Here is a 19357-nt window from a genome sequence, read left to right as displayed (position 1 = left end):
AACACAGCGATTATTTAGTCAGACGGGCTGTCATGTGGACCTGATTTCCGCTGTAGGCTTCCGTAATGCTGTAGCTGGCACCCGCCATTTTCGCTCTGGCGGCGATCTGCGCTTCGGCTGCATCAAGCGTGGAGGCAGTGGCTGTCACCGTCTGTGCGAAGCTGACGGTTGAAATCAGTGAGAGGACGACGATTGCAGCGAAATTTTTGACGTTTTTCATGGCGATTTTCCCGGCGTTGACGTTTGTTTGTGAGGCATCGTGCCTCGATGGAATGAAGAATACGCAGGGAAGGCGGCGATGAACATCCCGAAAATATGCTGAAGTAAATCAAAAAAATTGATGTATCCGGTTGGCCAGCAACGCAGGGTAAGCCAGGCTACCGGTCGGGATAGTTATACCTAAAGATAATAGTCCGAAGAAAAAAAGGTTCTTACAATGACACCAGACCGTTACGCAACCGGAAACCGGCAGGCTTTCGGGCGTTAGTGGATGACTGACCGTCAGGGCGGATCGGGCCGATTCCGCTAACGACTCAGCGATCGTGACCGGTTCTGCCGCCTGGCTGACAGACTGACCCGCCAGACGGACGCGAAACCGGCTGAACCGCCCGCCGTTTTACCCCTGCTGTTCCGCTAAAACCGGCAACACTCCACCGTTCTCAGGTGACAAATCCTGCCAGGGACGTGCCTGACACAGGCCTGAGCTTTATTTAAGGAAAACAGCATGCAGCTGTCGCAGCGTATTGTCGTCATTGATGATGAACGTTCTGTTCGGAGTGGTCTGACTAATCTGCTCCAGTCTGAGGGCTATCTGACCAATGCCTTCGAGTCGGCAGAATCTCTGCTGTGTGATGAAGCCGCGATAGCCAGTGCCGCGCTTTTTATCATTGATGTGCAACTGAAAGGCATGAATGGGTTTGAGCTGTTTATCAACCTGACCCAGCGCATTGAAAATCCGCCGGGAATTATCATTTCCGGCAACGGTGACGACACCATGTTGCGCTATGCCATCAACCTGGGGGCGATTGCCTTTTTGCCAAAGCCGATCGAAATTGATACGTTGTTTGAACATATCCGACAGGAATTCTCCTCAAGGGCTGCCCGCCAATGAGTACTAATCCGCAGGCGTTACATTCAGCAGAAAACGATGAAATCGCACTATCAGAGGATATACTTTTCAGCCCGCTGGCACAGGAGGGCAATATCGACTGGCTGCTGTGCCGGCACGCCACCGCCGGTGACACCTTTGTGCTGGCGACCGCAGGCAATGAAGCGTCGGTCTTTCATGTCACGCAGCTGCTGAAAAATGAATATGCCCTCCGTGACCGGTTAGCGGAAAGCTGGGCGCTGAAACCGCAATGGCACACCCATTACCAGGGGCGTTATGCGCTGATTTATCCCGCTTTTGATTACCGCACCCTGACGGATGTGCTAAGCATGCCGCCGGGCACCCTCTCTGACTTTCTCGATTGTGCCGCGAGGCTGTGCACTACGCTGAGCCAGGTTCATCAACAGGGACTGGTGCACGGTGATATCAAACCGGCAAACTTCTTTCTGAGCGATGATCATCGCGTTTATCTCGGCGGCTTCGGGCTCTCCTCGCTGCATAATCCGCTGCCCGAGCAGCAGCGACTGCCGGTAACGGGCGGTACGCTTGCCTATATGTCGCCCGAACACACCTCCCGTTCAGCCCATCAGGTGAGTCACGTCAGTGATTTGTACAGTCTCGGCATTGTGCTTTATGAGCTGCTGACCGGCAGACTGCCTTATGGCAGCATTGAGGGCGGCCACGCGGAGTGGGTGCACCATCACATCGCCTCGGAAGCATTGCCGCCTCATCTGCTGCGTCCTGACGTGCCGGTGATCCTCTCCTCCATCATCCTGCGACTGCTGGCCAAATCGCCGGAGTACCGTTATCAGACCGCCGATGGGCTGCTGGCCGATCTTCGTCGCTGTGCGGCCACGCTGCAGCCGGATGGCATGATTGAGCCCTTTACGCTGGGACTGCAGGATTCACCTGCCGCCAGTCTGTCAGCCGATTCACTGTGTAGCGATCATCCGCAGGCCAATGAGATCATGACGGCATTTGATGAGGTCAGCAACAGCGGCAAACACAGCCTGGTGACCATCAGTGGTGCTGCCGGTGCCGGGAAATCCTCGCTGATCGCTTCAGCGCTTAAACTGCTGCGCAGCCGGAAAACCTTACTCACCCTGGTGAAAGTCGAACAGCATTCGCCGGTGTTACCCTATACGGTTTTCACCGCCGCCTTCAGGACGCTAACCCTGCACGTGCTGGGCCTGCCTGCTGAAGAGATGGTTCGCTGGAAAACGCATATTTCACGATTGCTGGGTGCCTACGCCGGACTGGCGGTAAACCTGGTGCCAGAACTGGGAATATTGCTTAATCAGAAAGCGGCAGTTTTACCGCACTCGCATACGCTGGATGCGAAAAATCGCTTTAATCTGGTTGCCTGTAGCCTGGTAAAAGCGTTTACCGCCCAGGGGCGGCCGCTGGTCATCCTTATTGATGATGGCCACTGGGCCGATCAGGCAACGCTGCTGCTGTTGCAAAATCTGCTGAGTCAGGGAGAGGATATCCCGCTGCTGCTGGTGATCGCGCACCGGGATATCACTTCGTTACCCTGCCCGCTTATCGCGGGTAATCTGAACCAGCTCTGCGCAAGCACCCCGCGCATCATGGCGATCACGCCCCAGCCGCTGTCGGAAAAAAGTATTGCGGGCTGGCTGGCGGGGCAGTTTCATACCCGCAGTTCAGCGACGGCTGAACTGGCACAGGTCATCCACGAAAAAACCGGCGGTAATCCGCTTGCTACCCATGACTTCTTCCGCCAGGCGGTGCAGCAGGGGTTAATCACCCACCATGCGCCGTTCAGATGGACCTACGATGCAGAGGCGCTGAAAAACAGCCACTACACCGCCAACGTCGCGGCCAGCGTACTGTTGCACCTCGCCTCGCTACCGCTGACGGCCCGGCATATGCTGGGTAGGCTGGCCTTGCTGGGCAGTGCCGGTGAGCTGCCGGTCCTGAGCCAGATTCTGGCCGTCTCCGCTGCGGAGATCGAGGCGATCCTGCTGCCGGCGGTGACGGCCAGACTGGTCAGCCGCAATGAGGAGGGCTATGCCTTTATGCATGACAGCGTGCATGCGGCGGCGCTTAATCTTCTGCCGGATGCAGACAAAGATGCTTTCCATTGCGCTGCTGCCAGCTATTACATGCATCAATCGCAGCACGACATCACTAATGCGGTACTGTTCCGGGCGGCGCATCACCTGCTGGCGGTTAAAAAAATTACGCTTCTGCGGCATCAGACCGGGCCGTTCTGCCAGCTGTTGCTCAACGCCAGCCGGCGGGCAAAAACCAGTGGTGATTACCTCTCGGCGCTGCGCTATTTGCAGACCGCCCGCTTACTGCACAACGACGCCGATGATGCCGGAAGCAGCGAATTTCTGCTGGAAGAGGCGGAATGCGAATTTCTTAACGGCAATCTGCCCGCCGCACTGACCTTAAGCTCCCGGGTCCAGTCTTCACCCGGCGACGCCGCCGATAAAGCCGGTGCGGCCTGCCTGATTGCTGAAATTCATATGCGTCAGTCGGACAGCAAGCTGGCGCTGGAGACCGCGCTCGCCTGGCTGGCGGTGTTTGGCATTCATCTGAACCGTCATCCGGACCAGACGGAGTGCGATGCGGCCAGAGTGAAGCTGAAGGAGGCGGTGGGTAAAAATCCCTATGCCCGCTTCCGTTCGCTGGCCCGGGTCGACTGTAAAAATACCGAAGCGGTGATGAATCTGCTGGCCAGCGCCAGTACCTTTGCCGCGTTCATCAATCCGCGACTGCACTTTATGATCCTGTGCCAGCTGCTGCATCTGACAATGGAGCGTGGGCTAAGTGGCGCCTCGACGCTGGCGCTGGCGTGGTATGGCGTGGTGTGCGGCGACCAGTATGATGAGTACAGCCGTGGCTTTGCCAGTACGCTACTGGCGCGCGAGCTGGTCTATAAGCATGACTTTGTCAGCTTTAAGGCCCGGACGCTGCTGCCGCTCGATCAGGTCAGTATCTGGACGATGCCGCTGACCTATGCCATCGAGCGAGCGAAGGCCACCTTTGACGTGGGGGTTGAAACCGGCGACCGGACGTCAGCGTGTCTGGCACTGCGGCACATCGTCATGAATTACCTGGCGCGCGGCGATCATCTTGATGGCGTACACACCTCGATTGCGCGAGGCATGCAGTTTGTCAGAAAGGCACAATACCGCGACGTGGAAGTGATCCTCGGGATGCAGCTGGACTACGTCCTTTTCCTGCGCAAGCCGCGCAGCACTATCTTCACCGGTGATGATTTTCAGCCGCCGGTGCTGGCGGTGGTTAAACCTGAACAGGCGGTTGAACCTATCTACCTGATGCAGTTCTGGTCCCGGCTTTATAAAGCGATGGCCCACTTCTTTGCCAGTGAGTATGCGGCGGCAGAGGCATGGTTTAAGCAGGCCGAACCGTTCACCGCACGTATACCGGGGCATGTGCATATGCTCGATTATCATCTCTACAGCGCGCTTTCGCTGACCGTGCCGCTTAAAAGCGGGGCGATGACGGATAAGTTACGACTGCAGCTGAAGCAGCACCTCGACAGGATCGTGACCTGGTCAAACGAAAACAGCAAAACGTTCGCCGATAAAGAGGCGCTGCTGCGCGCCGAGTGGCTTCGTCTGGAAGGGAAAACCGCACCGGCGTTTGAGCAATTTGAACAGGCGATCGTGCTGTCACGCGAAGGGCAGTTTCATCATATTAACGGGCTGACCTGCGAACTGGCGGCACGGATGGCCTATGCCAGTAATATGACGTTTGCTGGCGATGCCTACATCAAAGGGGCCATCGCCGCCTGGGATCGCTGGGGAGCCGGGGCTAAGGTTCGCCAGCTGGAGATGCAGCATCCGGCGCTGGCCAGCCAGGCAACGCAGACCGCGCTGAGTACCGTTCCGTTTGAGCAGAGTGCGGTGATCGGCGATTTACAAAGTATGGTGACGGTGATGCGAGCGCTGACAGAAGAGATTAATCTGGACCGGCTTATTCATGTGCTGATGATGATGCTGGTGGAGCGTGCCGGTGCCCAGCACTGCATGCTGATTCGACTGGTCGACGGCAATATCCCGGAAATCCAGGCAAGGGCTTCGACCACCGTCGACGGCGTTAAGGTCAAAATTGTTCGTGAGTTGCCGGTCGCCACCGATCTGCCGCTGTCGGTGCTCTCTGCGGTGATCCGTACCGGGCAGGAGATCCGTACCGGTAAGCCAGAGGTGTTCAGCCCCTTCAGTCAGGATAACTATCTGGTTGCCTCCGGCGCGGCGGTGATGTGTGTCCCGATGTTCAGACAGGCGCAGATGGTGGGCGTACTTTATCTGGAAAACCGCCTGATGCCAGACGTGTTTACCGCCGATCACTCGCGGATCGTTTCAATGCTGGGGGCGCAGGCTGCGGTCTCACTTGAGACGGCTCGTTTGTACGCCGAGCTGGTTGATGAGAATATTCAACGCCGCAAAATTGAGAAGCAGCTGCGCGCCAGCCAGACTTCTTTAATGCTCGGCGAGAAAATCAGTCATACCGGCACCTGGCACTGGCATCTTGAACCCGACATTCAGTACATCTCCGATGAATATAAACGCATTATGGGACTGCCACAGCAGCAGGCGACGACCTCGATGGTTGAGTTTCAGAGTCGCGTTCATCCGGATGACATTCTGTGTCTGAGGGAGCTGATCGAAACCAGCGTGCGGGAAGGGACGGTGATGCAGGCTGAGTTTCGTATCATTCGCGATGACGGTGAATGCCGCTACATCAAAGGCATCGGCGAGCCCAATGAAAACTGGCCAGAGGTGGCAGAATATTTTGGTACGCTCACCGATATTACGGCTCAGCGCCAGTCGGAAGATGCGGTGCGCATCGCTCAGGCGGAACTGGCCCGCGTTGCGCGGGCAACCACCGTCGGCCAGCTGACCTCTTCGATTGCCCATGAGATTAATCAGCCACTGATGTCAATCGTGGCCAATGCCGGAGCCAGCCAGCGCTGGCTTAAACGTGACCCGGCGAATCTTGACAATGCCAGTCACAGCCTTGATGAGATCATCCGGGAAGGCCGCCGGGCTGGCGACATTATTCGCGGACTGCAGGCGCTGACGCGTAATCAGGTTGCTGAATTTGCGCCGGCAAAAATGCACCAGATTACCCGCGATATTATCGTTCTGTCGCGTCTGGAGCTGGAACGTCGGTTTGTCTCACTGGAGCTGGATCTGGCGGCAGAAAACGACGACGTTTTCTGTGAGAGCGTTCAGATACAACAGGTGTTGCTCAACCTGGTGATCAATGCGATTGAAGCGATGGCTGACAACATCGGTGCGCGCCATTTACGCATCGCCTCTTCACATCCTTCCGCTAAGGTGATTCGCATTGAGGTTGCTGATAACGGCGCGGGTCTGTCTGAAGCGGTGATTGGAAAAATATTCGATTCGTTTTACACCACTAAAGCGGAAGGGATGGGCATGGGACTGACCATCAGTAATGAGATTATTAAGCGTCACGGCGGTGAGCTACGCGCAGAAAACCGTCCGCAGGGCGGGAGCCTGTTTTGGTTCACTCTGCCATTAGAAGGAAAAGAGACGACTGCCTGACTGCGGACCCACTGTGTTGAGCGCAGAACCGGGCAGGGCGAGCGGACAGGCTGACGGGCCGCGTCCGCCCGCCGGTTTATCATTGTCACTATCCCGCCGGCCTGGCGTATTTCTTCATAATCAGCAAAAACAGGCCAACAACGATCAGCACAACGCAGGTTTTCAGCATATTCACGGTAATTATCTCTTTTAATAGTCGGCTGTCAGGCGGCAGAATTATTTATCCACACAGCAGTCGTGTTAGTCGTGCAGGCGAGGAAACGGTTTAAGTTTTCACTTATATTGTTTAACGCGTATTTTCGCGGTGATATTCAGCAAGCCGATAACCGCTGTCATTGAGATGCATGTTATGCGTTCAGGACCCGGTTTAAAATAGAGAGATTATGCTGAAGTAAATCAGTTAATTTGAACATCCTGAGATGCGTATTCTGTGGCGGCGTCACACTGTCCGGGCGAACGGCAGGAAACAGATTAAGCGTTTTAGCTATTATCCATTGGTATACCTATCCCTTTGTATAACTTCTCTTTTCCCCGTTCGTGCCTGATAATCCTTTGTCTCCCCTTGCGGAAATTTATTGCCCTGACATCAAGCAATCAGCGGCGACGTGAACCTGTCTGACGAGGCCGGCTAGCGGTCTTAACAGGCTATGAGGAATGAATGAAAGCGAATTATCTGGCGCTAATGTCGTCTTTTTTTTTAACCCTGCCAGTGTCCGCCGCTGAAATTTATAATAACCACGGGAATAAGATTGACCTGTATGGTCTGGTTTCCGGGCTGCGTTATATAAGTGGTGACAAAAGCCAGGATGGCGATCAGTCTTATATGCGAATAGGTTTTAAAGGACAAAGCCAGATCGCTGAGCAGATCACTGGCTATGGCCAGTGGCAGGGTCAGTTCAACACTAACCAGTCAGAAAGTGACAGCAACAGTCTGTTCACCCGCCTCGGTTTTGCCGGTATTAAGATCGGTCGCTACGGGTCATTTGATTATGGCCGCAATGTCGGCGTGTTGTATGACGCGCTGAGCCAGACCGACATGCAGCCCGAGTTTGATGCGCAAACCTATAACACCGATCAGTTTATGTTTCGGCGAGGAAACAGCCTGGCCACTTATCGCAACACCGATTTCTTTGGCCTGGTGAACGGTCTGGATTTTGCCCTGCAGTATCAGGGGAAAAATAGCGGCACGGGTGAACCGGGTACACGGGATGTGTTGCGTCAGAATGGTGAGGGATACGGCGTCTCTGCCTCATATTCCTTTGGCGCAGGTTTTAAAGCGGTGGGAGCGTTAACCCGTTCCGGTCGTACCGCTGCCCAGAACAGTGACGCCGGGATTATGGGGGAGGGCGACAAAGCGGAAGCTTACTCTGCGTCGCTTAAATATGACGCCCACAACCTCTATCTGGCGGTGATGTATACGCAGGCATTCAATGCCTCGCGGTTTGGCAGCAGCAGTGCAACCGGGATTTATGGCTACGCTAACCGGTCAGATATCATCGAACTGTTTGCACAATATACCTTTGATACCGGCTGGGTTCCTTTTATCGCCTATAGCCAGTCCCGGGCAAAAGACCTTGGCGCGGCAGGTAATGGCCGCGTCTACGGTAGTCAGGATTTGGTGAAGTTCATCGACTTTGGCGGCTCCTGCCTGTTTAACCGCAATATGCTGGCGTACGTCGATTACAAACTCAACCTGATTGATAACAGCGAATTTTCTCAACAGGCCGACGTATCCACCGATGATATTCTGGCCGTCGGCCTGGTTTATCAGTTCTGATTGTGCCGTTGTTTACTGAATAATGAGGATCACCATGAATACTGCCCTGAAGTTTGTCACGCTAACCTGCAGCCTGCGCGCCGGCTCATTTAATGCCGCCATTGCAGCCGCGCTACCGCAACTGGCACCTGAAGGTGTCACTTTTGAGCCGTTAGGATCGCCAGGTTTATTCCCGCATTACAGCCAGGACACCGAAGCAGCAGGATTTCCAACTGAAGTGCTGGCGATGGCTGAGGCAATTTACAAAGCCGACGGGCTGATTATCATCACACCGGAATACAACCATTCGATTCCGGGCGTGCTCAAAAATGCCCTCGACTGGCTGTCCCGGGTATCACCTCAGCCGATCGCCGGTAAGCCGGTACTGATTCAGTCTGCTTCGCCCGGCAAGCTGGGTGGGGTAAGGGCGCAACTGCATTTGCGACAGATCCTTGGCTACTTCGATGCCCGTATCCTCAACAAGCCGGAGGCTATCATTGGTGAAGTCAGTGATAAGGTTACAGACGGTATCCTGACCGATCAATCTACCCGTCAATTCCTGTCACGCCAGCTGGTGGCTTTCAGAGATTTTGCAGGTAAATAAGCGCGGCATTCTTTAAGCGCAGCTCCGACGTATTGCTGTACAAAACAGGTGCTGCGGAAGGCATTTAAAGGGGGCAGTGACGGGCAGCCAGAATCTGGCTGATGGCATGGCCGGCGTGAAATTTATATACCGCTTCAGCAACCCGCAAAACCAGAAAAGGCCGCCTGACGGCAGCCCTTTCTGGCAAATCCTTTTGCGACCATGATTATTTAATCAGTCGCGCGGTCATATGGACCTGATTACCGCTGTAAGCCTCGGTAATACTGTAATCCGCACCGGCCATTTTTGCCCGGGCCGCAATTTGTGCTTCCGCACCATCCAGCGTGGAGGCTGTCGCGGTTACGGTCTGCGCAAAACTTGCTGATGAGATAAAGGTCAGTACAGCGACAACAACGAATTTTTTGAAGTTTTTCATGGCCAGTTCCTGAAGTTGAGTTTTAGTTTGTGAGGCGTTGTGCCTCGATGGAATGAATAATAGAGAACAGGCCTGATAATGAAAATCGGTATTTATTGCTTTGCTTAATCAAAAAATATGAATGATGATTTTGCGGCAGAAAGTTTTAAACAGAGGCGGTTTTTTTAGTATGCGTGGCCGCATCTTTTGAGAGCGGCGGATTAGTGGTGCCGTCGGAGTGAGGGCATGTTTTATCTGGCGGTAACTGGTGCTAAGGCCTGGCTGAACGGATGCTGCTGTCTGGAAAGAAGAATGGAAATGCCAGAGATATAAATGCGAAAAATGTGATTATTGCTAAATAATGTCGAGAGTAGCTATAACATTTCCCTGCCGTATTGACGGTATTTTATGACTCCATCACTCCTCTGGCTTGGCCCCCTGCGAGCAAAGATAATTGTGTTTCATTTATCAGCGGTTACGCGATGAAACAGTATGTCCGTAAACGCTAAAAATAACCCGAATGGCTTCCTGCGGGAGTAGCGGGTCTTTTCACCATCCATACTGACGGTTTTATGCCTGTGGTAACATACGTCGGTTATTTTTCAGAGCCGGAACGGATGAAGAAGAAAAACCGCACAGCAACTCCTCACGATGCCACGTTCCGGCAGTTTCTGACCCACCCGGATGTCGCCCGTGATTTCATGGAACTCCACCTGCCCGCTGAGCTGCGTGCTATCTGTGACTTAAGTACGCTGAAGCTGGAATCCGGTTCGTTCGTCGAGGATGATCTCCGCCAGTATTTCAGTGACGTGCTCTACAGCCTGAAAACCACAGCCGGTGAGGGTTACGTACACGTGCTTATCGAGCACCAGTCCTCACCCGATAAGCACATGGCCTTTCGCCTGATCCGCTATGCGGTGGCTGCCATGCAGCGGCACCTTGAGGCGGGCCATAAAAAGTTACCACTGGTGATCCCGGTGCTGTTTTACACAGGTAAACGCAGTCCGTATCCGTACTCCACACGATGGCTGGATGAGTTTGACGATCCGGAACTGGCAGGCAGACTTTATAGCCAGGCTTTTCCGCTGGTTGATGTTACCGTCATTCCGGATGATGAAATCACAGGCCATCGCAGTATGGCTGCCCTGACCCTGCTGCAGAAGCACATTCATCAGCGCGATCTGGCCGAACTGGTGGACAGGCTGGCGCCCATTCTGCTGGCCGGCTATCTGTCTTCATCCCAGGTGATATCGCTGGTACACTATATTGTACAGGCAGGCGAAACAGCTGACGCCGGGGCCTTTGTACGCGAACTGGCACAGCGTGTGCCGCAACACGGAGACGCACTTATGACCATCGCACAGCAGCTTGAGCAGAAGGGTATCGAGAAGGGTATCGAGCAAGGTATCGAGCAAGGTATCGAGCAAGGTATCCAGCTGGGTGAACAGCGCGGCATCGAAAAAGGCCGAAACGAAGGCAAACTCGAAGTTGCGCGTACCATGCTGCAGAACGGCATCGATCAGAGCACCGTCATGAAAATGACAGGCCTGACGGAAGATGAACTGGCACAAATCCGTCACTGACTCATTGGTTAGTTTTTCCGGCCGCACTACCCGGCCGTCAGCCTCAGCCTCACTGTCCCCCTTTCGGTGATATCCTGGCCCTCCTGCGCCTTCAGTAATCTCAGGGACTTCAGCAGCATTTAATCGGGAATAAGACCCCATTAATGTCTTACCAGTAGCTTCCTATGTGTATACGGAACAGTCCGTGTCCCCGCAGTCTGGAATCACTGACTGGTGGTGGCAGGCCATTCCCTGTCAGTATCAATGGCGACTTACCTGTAACATGTCCGGCCAATTAAGTAAGGATTAGTTTGTATTAAATCTGTCAGAGATAGCGCAGCTGACAGGTTTAAAGCCTGTAATCGGCCAGATTGTAAGGCACTGGCAGCGCGCAGGAAGCCCTGCGATGCCGCGTAACGGCATAAGGTCGCTAACGGTTGTACAAATCCCTTCAGAGCTGAATGACGGCCATTTTGCTGAATTGATATTTGCAGTCCGCCGCTGAGTATGTAGCCAGCGCGCAATCTCATCCAGAGAGCCGGTTTAACTCTTACACCCTGCTGCTAATTCCACTCCTGTCGCAAGCGTTAAGCAGGATAACTCTGCCGTTTTGCATATTACTCTTGCCTCTATTAACGAGTGTGGATTCATTATGAAGGACAGAGCGCCAGTAATTATATTCGTCTCGACTCACCAACCGAAATGTAAGTAAGATATCTATATTTTACTCATGCTCACAGCATTTTAAAACTCAGGCTAAGATGAGAAATAAACATTCATTTTATAAGGTGTGTATGCATAAATGCATAAATCCATGGAAAACAAAAAATAAAAGTTAATAAAAAAACAAAAAACCATAAAATTGACTACAATGCGTAAATTTTTAATGTACTTCCTTGTGACATTTGCTATTTATTATCGCGGTAACAACAACAAGGAAGATGCGTACATGATAGTTTTTATAGATAAAAAAGACAGAAGCATTATATTTCACGGGAAGTGTATTTCACTGAGCAAGAAGGAGTTCCTTCTTTTTGAATTGTTAGTAAAAAACAGAAAAATAATGCAGGTTGATAATGAAACCGTTGTTTCATATGTGTGGGGGAATAGATGCAAAGGGATCGCAGCGCATAACATCTCACAACTCATATATCTGGTAAGGAGGGAAATGAAAGAAATAAAAATACCAATGACTATAAGCTATTCGAAAAGAGAGGGTGTTTACACCAAAATGAACCGCAAAGTTGTTTTTTTTAATTGCAGAGGTGTTTTAATCAAGGCAATAATAAAGTCGGTGATTTATAACACAGAGCAAATAGAGTGATAAATATTTATTTTTTTATTGAGGGTTATCTCCCTGTCAGGTAATTTTAAGTTGCATTAATACTGCTCACCCTTAACGAGGAGGTAGGCTTTGCAATTCGACTTACAAATAATAAACTGGCTTATGGTTTTATTAACGTCTTTCTTAGGGGGGTTAACTAAATACTTAAATGGTTACAAAAGAAGAACGCTAACTTCAGAATCTTCTCGGTTCTTTGCTGACATGTCGTTGTCTCTATTCTCTGGCATGTTGATAGGTGCGTTATGTTTTTATCTGCAAACTGATATATACAGGGCGATGTTTTTATGCGGGACAATGTCTTTTTTCAGCAGCAAAGTCATAGCTGCCGGATATTCATAATATTTTGAATAAGGGTTTATAATGAACGTAACAGGTAAAAATTCTTTCCCAATAGGTAATTATCATACTGATTTTATTAACTGGTCCAAAGAAACCTCAGGTAAAGCCGTTCTTACGTGCGCACCTAAAAATTCTTCAGAATTAGTGGCGGTCATTAATTGGGCAAAGATGAACAAGTGCCGCGTTCGGCCGCTAGGAAATCAACACAATTGGTCAAGGTTAACCATCGATAATGGTGATAAAAATGAAGATGTTGTGTTCGTCGATATGGCTAAACACCTTAACTCTTTAACTATCACGAAACAGGGGGATCACGGGTACGTTACTGCTCAAACCGGCATCAAAATGGAGGCGTTAGCTACAGCCCTTGAGAAAAAGAAACTGGGTTTTTACGCCATGCCCGCGCCCGGTGATCTCTCACTGGGAGGTGTACTCGCTATCGGAGGGCATGGTACATGTATACCCGCATTGAATGAAGCATTAACGGACGGCGGCAGCTGGGGATCGGTCAGCAACAGCATTACTGAATTAAAAGCTATTGTATGGGATGAAAACAGCCAACTTTATGTGATAAAGGAGTTCAAGCGAGAGAATGCAGAAACATCTGCTTTTCTGGTCCACGTAGGGCGTGCGTTCATTCTCGAAGTTACGCTGCAGGTACCACGTAACAAGCGTCTCAGATGTCAGAGCTTTATGAACATAACGGCCCAGGAGCTTTTTAGCAAGGATGAGAGTACTCCGCGAAATTTCAGCTACTATTTAAATAAAGCAGGCCGGGCAGAAATCATCTGGTTTCCTTTTACGACAAAGCCGTGGTTGAAAGTCTGGACTAACTCGCCGACATACAACACCATATCCAAGCCAGTACATTCCCCATTCAATTATCCTTTTTCTGATACAATTCCGGTTCAAATATCTGACCTGGTGAAAAAAATAGCTAATGGTTTTCCAGAGCTGACGCCGACTTTAGGTGCCACGATGCTAACCCTGGTAAATACAGGGTTAGGGGCGACTATCAGTGGTGATTTATGGGGATGGAGTAAAGATTTACTGATGTATGTAAAACCTGATACTCTTCGCGTTACTGCAAATGGATATGCCATTATAACCAGGCGTTCTAATATCCAACAAGTGCTTAATGAATTCATGATCAGGTATGAAATGATGGTTAATGAATATAAAGCAGTAAACTCGTACCCAATGAATGGTCCGATTGAAGTGCGTGTTACTGGTTTAGATTTTCCAACAGATACTAACGTTCCAGGTGTATTACCGCCTGCGTTATCAGCAGCCCGGCCTGTTGATTCACACCCGGAATGGGATGTCGCTATATGGCTGGATATTTTAACTCTGCCTGACACCCCGGATGCTTTAAAGTTTTATAGTGAAATGGAAGAATGGATTTTTAGTCATTATGCCGGTGATTATGCAATGGCCAGAGTAGAATGGAGTAAAGGCTGGGGTTACACTTCATCAGGAGCCTGGGAAAATGAAAAGGTTTTAAAAGAGCGTATTCCTGATAGCTTTACTGCGGATTTAAATAAGGATAGTGGATGGGAATTTGCAGTCAAAACTTTAGAAAAATACGATCCTCATCATATCTACTTTTCTCCATTAATTGACAAGATTTTTAGTAGTTAACTTCATGTCAGGGCATACAGACACTCACGCCGGTGTCTGTATGCCCTGAGATAAATCAAACTATACTATGCACCCCATTCATTATTAAAGTGATAGTCAATTCTTTCTGCATCGCCGCCAAGAAGTGCACCGATCCCTGCTATTGCCGAAAAAATCCCATAGCCAATAGAATCAGCGGCGTAATGTATACTACCAAGACCAATAGCATCAAAAAATCTACCTACTGATGACACCAGGTTTGTATTTAAAACATCATTAATAATTTTAACTGCATCTATAATGGTTTCACCAAGAAAAGAAAATAAAAACGCACCAGAGACATTTTCGATCTCATTTGTAGTAAGTTCTCGCACAATCAAATCCTTTTATATTGAATTAATAGACATTTTTTAAAATACATCACAGCTTTAACTGCAGGCTTACTTTTATACGTGGGGAAAATATATACAATACCAAATGCATTTATAATTTAATAAAGGTGACATTTATCACATGATTATAATTTCCTGATTCATCAAAGCGTTATCTCTGATGTCTTTTGAGAGGCTCGGGTTTCAATTATGTAAAAATATCGTTAATAATTTAAGGTGCAGTGTGCAATACAGATTATCCCATAACGAAAACGCTCTGTGCCTTGACCATTGCCCTATATGGAACTTAATAGCTTCTCCGGTGAGAATATTCCAGCTTAGTCCGACCTGAAATCTGTTACATCACGTTCTGAATAGTTAAATCAGGTGCGCAAAATATAGATTATGTTAAATGTCATTGAAAGAAGCTATAGCGATTCCCCTACGGTACAGCCGGCAGTTTCTGACCCACCCGGATGTCGCCCGTGATTTCATGGAACTCCATCTGCCCGCTGAGCTGCGTGCTATCTGTGACTTAAGTACGCTGAAGCTGGAATCCGGTTCGTTCGTCGAGGATGATCTCCGCCAGTATTTCAGTGACGTGCTCTACAGCCTGAAAACCACAGCCGGTGAGGGTTATGTTCGCGTGCTTATCGAGCACCAGTCCTCACCCGATAAGCACATGGCCTTTCGCCTGATCCGCTATGCGGTGGCTGCAATGCAGCGGCACCTTGAGGCGGGCCATAAAAAGTTACCACTGGTGATCCCGGTGCTGTTTTACACAGGTAAACGCAGTCCGTATCCGCACTCAACACGATGGCTGGATGAGTTTGACGATCCGGAACTGGCAGGCAGACTTTATAGCCAGGCTTTTCCGCTGATTGATGTTACCGTCATTCCGGATGATGAAATCGCGGACCATCGCAGTATGGCTGCCCTGACCCTGCTGCAGAAGCACATTCATCAGCGCGATCTGGCCGAACTGGTGGACAGGCTGGCGCCCATTCTGCTGGCCGGATATCTGTCTTCATCCCAGGTGATATCGCTGGTATTGTACAGGCAGGCGAAACAGCTGATGCCGAGGCCTTTGTACGCGAACTGGCACAGCGTGTGCCGCAACACGGAGACGCACATATGACCATCGCACAGCAGCTTGAGCAGAAGGGCATCGAGAAGGGTATCGAGCAAGGTATCCAGCTGGGTGAACAGCGCGGCATCGAAAAAGGCCGAAACGAAGGCAAACTCGAAGTTGCGCGTACCATGCTGCAGAACGGCATCGATCAGAGCACCGTCATGAAAATGACAGGCCTGACGGAAGATGAACTGGCACAAATCCGTCACTGACTCATTGGTTAGTTTTTCCGGCCGCACTACCCGGCCGTCAGCCTCAGCCTCACTGTCCCCCTTTCGGTGATATCCTGGCCCTTCTGCGCCTTCAGTAATCTCATGGACTTCAGCAGCATTTAATCGGAAATGAGACCGACATCACGCCTTATCGGTAGCTTCCCTGTGTGCACGTAACTGATAACGTTTGTGGGCACGCGACTGAGCAAATCCTGCCTGTTAAAACCCGGTTAGCTAACAGCCTCCCTTCCCTCATCAGGATACCGGCGGCTGGCAAGTGATTGCCCTTGATGACAAGGCCAAAGCGCCAGAACTGCCAAAACTCAACGTTATGATCGCCGCTGTTTAAACGCCAGAGGAGTGATTTTAGTCCTCGTACCAAAGCGCATTACCCTTGACGATCGCTATGCGTTAACTCAGTCACAATTTTTTAACTTCACGCTTTCATCCCTTGACTGTTGACCGCTCTGTCGTAAAACTTGCAAAAAGTAAAACGTTTTACTTTTCGACTCAGGCGTCGCGGTATATATGCATTTTCCGTGATATTTCCGGGGGTTATAACTCTACTGGGATACATCATGAAACACGTAGAAGAGTACGATAATTCACTGGTCGGCATTGATGTGATGCCGGATCATCCTCAGCCAGAAATATCATCACTGGCCAGTGGCGCGATCAAAAAAGCCCGGATGCGCTTAATGCCGCTGATCCTGATGATGTATCTGCTGGCGTTTATTGATCGTTCTAATATCGGCATGGCGGCATTAACCATGAACCAGTCTTTAGGGTTAACGCCTCAGCATTTTGGCTTCGCTGTCGGCATTTTCTCTTTTGGCTACATCCTGTTTGAAATTCCCAGCAATGTTCTGCTGGAACGTTATGGTGCACGCTTCTGGTTAGCCAGGATCATGATCACCTGGGGTGTTATTTCGATGGCGATGGCGTTCGCACAAGGTGTGGTGAGTCTCAGTATCCTGCGATTCTTATTAGGTGTAGCCGAAGCAGGTCTGGCGCCTGGTATTGTTTTTTATCTCACCACATGGTTTCCCAAAAAAGAGCTGGCCAGGGTTTTCTCCATTTACTATTTAGGTGTTCCGCTGGCCGCTATTATTGCCAATCCTTTATCGGGATATATTCTCGACAATTTCCATGATGTGGGTGGACTGGAAAGCTGGCAGTGGCTGTTTTTAATTGAAGGATGTCCGCCGGTAATTTTGTCGGTCATCGTTTTTCTTTACCTCACGGATAAACCGGCTAAAGCTTCCTGGCTTAAGCCTGAGGAACGTCAGGCCTATCAGGAGCTGATGGAAAAAGAGCAGCAGGCAACATTAGCGGTGGGCCACTCTGGTTTGAAAGCGATGTTCAAAGACCGGCGGGTATGGATCTTAGGCCTGGCTTACTTCTTTACGGTCATTGGCTTAACCGGTCTCGGTTTCTGGATGCCGCAGTTTATTAAACGCTTCGACTATTCAGACACGGTGGTAGGACTGCTTGGCACTATTCCCTATATCGTGGGTGCCGTGGTGATGTGCTGGTGGTCAAATCATTCTGACAAAACCAACGAGCGCACCTGGCATTTCATTCTGCCTTCGCTACTGTTTTCTGTCGGTTTCGTGGTCGCAGCTATCAGCGATTCTCCCGTCATATCCATGCTGGGATTGACGCTTTCGACTGTTGGTATGCTGGCATGTGTACCGACGTTTTATACTCTGCCCGCCTCCTTCCTTACCAGCCAGGGTTCTGCGGGTGGCCTGGCGCTCATCAACTCTATCGGGAATGTTGGCGGTTTCTTTGGCCCTTTCCTGGTGGGTCTCACTATTTCTCTTACCGGTAAATCACAAAACGGCCTCTATCTGTTATCGATTCTGGTGCTGTTCTCGCCGCTACTGATTTATCTCCTGAGTAAAAGTCGCCGTCAGGTCGCTGGCTGGCGTTAAATCCCACGCATCAAACCCTGTCAAGGAGTAGAAAATGAACTTAGCAGCACTGTTAGCTGAGCGTGCCTGTGCCGTGAAATCAGGTGCAGCACAACCGATCCGGGTTGGCATCATTGGCGCAGGTAAATTTGGGTCGATGGTTCTTGCCCAACTGCGCCATCTGGACGGTTTACAGGTGGTCGCCATTGCCGATCTTGACGTGAGTAAAGCCCGTGCAGCTCTGGCGCGCGTGGGCTGGCCTGAATCTCAGTATCAGGCACAAACTATCGAGGCTGCGTTACGCGAAGGTTCAACCTGTGTGGTTGAGGATGCGGAAAAACTGTTCCGCTGCGAGCAGATCGATTGCATTGTTGAAGCCACTGGACATCCGCTGGCGGGAACGCGTCATGCACTCCATGCGGTTGAACATGGCAAGCATGTGGTGATGGTAAACGTTGAGGCCGATGTGCTGTGTGGCCCGTTAATCGCTGAGCGTGCACGTCAAAATGGTGTGATTTACAGCATGGCGTACGGCGATCAACCCGCCATTATTTGTGAGCTGGTGGATTGGGCCAAAGCCTGTGGATTTGAAATTGTTGCGGCCGGCAAAGGCATGAACTTTGAACCACGCTATCGCTATTCTACTCCGGATACAGTTTGGGGATTTTTCGGCTGGAGCGAAGAAGAAGTGGCGGCCGGAGACTTTAATCCAAAGATGTACAATTCCTTCACCGACGGCACCAAAGCGGCAATTGAAATGGCGGCGGTGGCCAACGCTACCGGACTGGATTGTCCTGATAACGGACTGGCGTTCCCTCCAGCCGGTGTGCATGACCTGGCGCGGGTCTTCTCACCTGAGTCTGACGGTGGGCGACTGAGCCGTAGCGGTCTGGTGGATATTGCTGCCAGCCAGGAGCCAGATGGCAGGGAGGTACTGAACAACATTCGCTATGGCGTATTTGTCACCTTTAAAGCCCGGGATGAATACAGCCGCGCCTGTTTTAAACAGTACGGACTGTTGACCGATCCCAGTGGCTGGTATGCCTCTATGTGGCGCCCTTTCCATCTCATTGGCCTTGAAACCAGCATCAGTATTCTCTCTGCGGTGCTGCGTAATGAAGCCACCGGTTCGGCTTTAAGCTTCCGGGGTGATGCTGTCGCAACGGCTAAACGAGACCTCAAAGCGGGCGAAATGTTGGATGGCGAAGGTGGGTTTACCGTCTGGGCCAATGCTCTGCCTGCTAACATCAGCGTGGCGCAGGATCTGTTACCTATGGGATTAGCGCATCACGTTCGTCTGGTGAAAGATGTCGCCAAAGACAAAGCGGTGCGTTTTTCAGATGTTCAGTTTGATAACAATCTGGATATCGTCGAGTTGCGTAAGCAGATGGTCAGTCTGGCAGGATTATAAACAGTGACATTACCCGC

Annotated in this window: 13 protein-coding genes and 1 pseudogene; 11 read left to right on the top strand and 3 right to left on the bottom strand. The window is 50.9% G+C overall.

Going from position 1 to position 19357, the window contains the following annotated elements:
- Positions 1-10 precede the first annotated feature (10 nt).
- Positions 11-220, bottom strand: a complete 210-nt coding sequence (locus AC6I8I_RS23520; protein WP_312056177.1) for a YdgH/BhsA/McbA-like domain containing protein — start codon at positions 218-220, stop codon at positions 11-13.
- 504 nt (positions 221-724) lie between these two features.
- Between AC6I8I_RS23520 and AC6I8I_RS23515 the strand changes: the two genes are divergently transcribed.
- The 4 genes from AC6I8I_RS23515 to AC6I8I_RS23500 all read left to right on the top strand — a co-directional run bounded on the left by AC6I8I_RS23515 (position 725) and on the right by AC6I8I_RS23500 (position 9038).
- Complete coding sequence (locus AC6I8I_RS23515) at positions 725-1111, top strand: response regulator (protein ID WP_312760124.1); 387 nt, start codon at positions 725-727, stop codon at positions 1109-1111.
- Positions 1108-6678, top strand: a complete 5571-nt coding sequence (locus AC6I8I_RS23510; RefSeq protein WP_497828965.1) for an ATP-binding sensor histidine kinase — start codon at positions 1108-1110, stop codon at positions 6676-6678. The genes AC6I8I_RS23515 and AC6I8I_RS23510 overlap by 4 nt, the downstream gene beginning before the upstream one ends.
- A 658-nt stretch (positions 6679-7336) precedes the next feature.
- Entirely contained in the window at positions 7337-8455 is a 1119-nt protein-coding gene (locus AC6I8I_RS23505) for a porin (protein ID WP_497828964.1), read from the top strand.
- 34 nt (positions 8456-8489) lie between these two features.
- Positions 8490-9038 carry an NADPH-dependent FMN reductase gene (locus AC6I8I_RS23500; RefSeq protein WP_312760129.1) on the top strand — a complete coding sequence of 183 codons (549 nt, stop codon included), beginning with the start codon at positions 8490-8492 and terminating at the stop codon, positions 9036-9038.
- Between the two features lie 205 nt (positions 9039-9243).
- Here the strand turns inward: AC6I8I_RS23500 and AC6I8I_RS23495 are convergent, their stop codons facing one another.
- A complete protein-coding gene (locus AC6I8I_RS23495) occupies positions 9244-9453 on the bottom strand; it encodes a YdgH/BhsA/McbA family protein (protein WP_312056173.1) in 210 nt (69 codons plus the stop codon).
- A gap of 596 nt (positions 9454-10049) precedes the next feature.
- Between AC6I8I_RS23495 and AC6I8I_RS23490 the strand changes: the two genes are divergently transcribed.
- The 4 genes from AC6I8I_RS23490 (at position 10050) to AC6I8I_RS23475 (ending at position 14319) form a co-directional block, all read left to right on the top strand.
- A complete protein-coding gene (locus AC6I8I_RS23490) occupies positions 10050-11015 on the top strand; it encodes an Rpn family recombination-promoting nuclease/putative transposase (RefSeq protein ID WP_497828966.1) in 966 nt (321 codons plus the stop codon).
- Positions 11016-11865: 850 nt separating this feature from the next.
- Positions 11866-12318 (top strand): winged helix-turn-helix domain-containing protein, encoded by a 453-nt coding sequence (locus AC6I8I_RS23485; RefSeq protein ID WP_497828963.1) that lies wholly within the window; start codon positions 11866-11868, stop codon positions 12316-12318.
- Positions 12319-12441: 123 nt separating this feature from the next.
- Positions 12442-12678, top strand: a complete 237-nt coding sequence (locus AC6I8I_RS23480; protein ID WP_409519818.1) for a phage holin family protein — start codon at positions 12442-12444, stop codon at positions 12676-12678.
- Between the two features lie 21 nt (positions 12679-12699).
- Positions 12700-14319 carry a cholesterol oxidase substrate-binding domain-containing protein gene (locus AC6I8I_RS23475; RefSeq protein WP_497828962.1) on the top strand — a complete coding sequence of 540 codons (1620 nt, stop codon included), beginning with the start codon at positions 12700-12702 and terminating at the stop codon, positions 14317-14319.
- 65 nt (positions 14320-14384) lie between these two features.
- Here the strand turns inward: AC6I8I_RS23475 and AC6I8I_RS23470 are convergent, their stop codons facing one another.
- Positions 14385-14672, bottom strand: coding sequence for a hypothetical protein (locus tag AC6I8I_RS23470; protein WP_312759926.1), 288 nt, complete (start codon positions 14670-14672; stop codon positions 14385-14387).
- A 409-nt stretch (positions 14673-15081) separates the two neighbouring features.
- Between AC6I8I_RS23470 and AC6I8I_RS23465 the strand changes: the two are divergent.
- From AC6I8I_RS23465 to AC6I8I_RS23455, 3 genes and pseudogenes are all read left to right on the top strand, one after another.
- Positions 15082-16013, top strand: a pseudogene (locus AC6I8I_RS23465) (Rpn family recombination-promoting nuclease/putative transposase).
- A 578-nt stretch (positions 16014-16591) separates the two neighbouring features.
- Entirely contained in the window at positions 16592-17950 is a 1359-nt protein-coding gene (locus tag AC6I8I_RS23460) for an MFS transporter (protein ID WP_497828961.1), read from the top strand.
- A gap of 34 nt (positions 17951-17984) precedes the next feature.
- On the top strand, positions 17985-19340 hold the full coding sequence (locus AC6I8I_RS23455) for an NAD(P)H-dependent oxidoreductase (protein WP_031377937.1): 1356 nt from the start codon (positions 17985-17987) through the stop codon (positions 19338-19340).
- Positions 19341-19357: the final 17 nt, after the last annotated feature.

It is taken from the genome of Pantoea sp. X-Soil-YNGN-775 (genome assembly GCF_059730575.1).
Note: the sequence above shows the minus strand (reverse complement) of the source record. Positions and strands in the feature narration are given on the sequence as shown.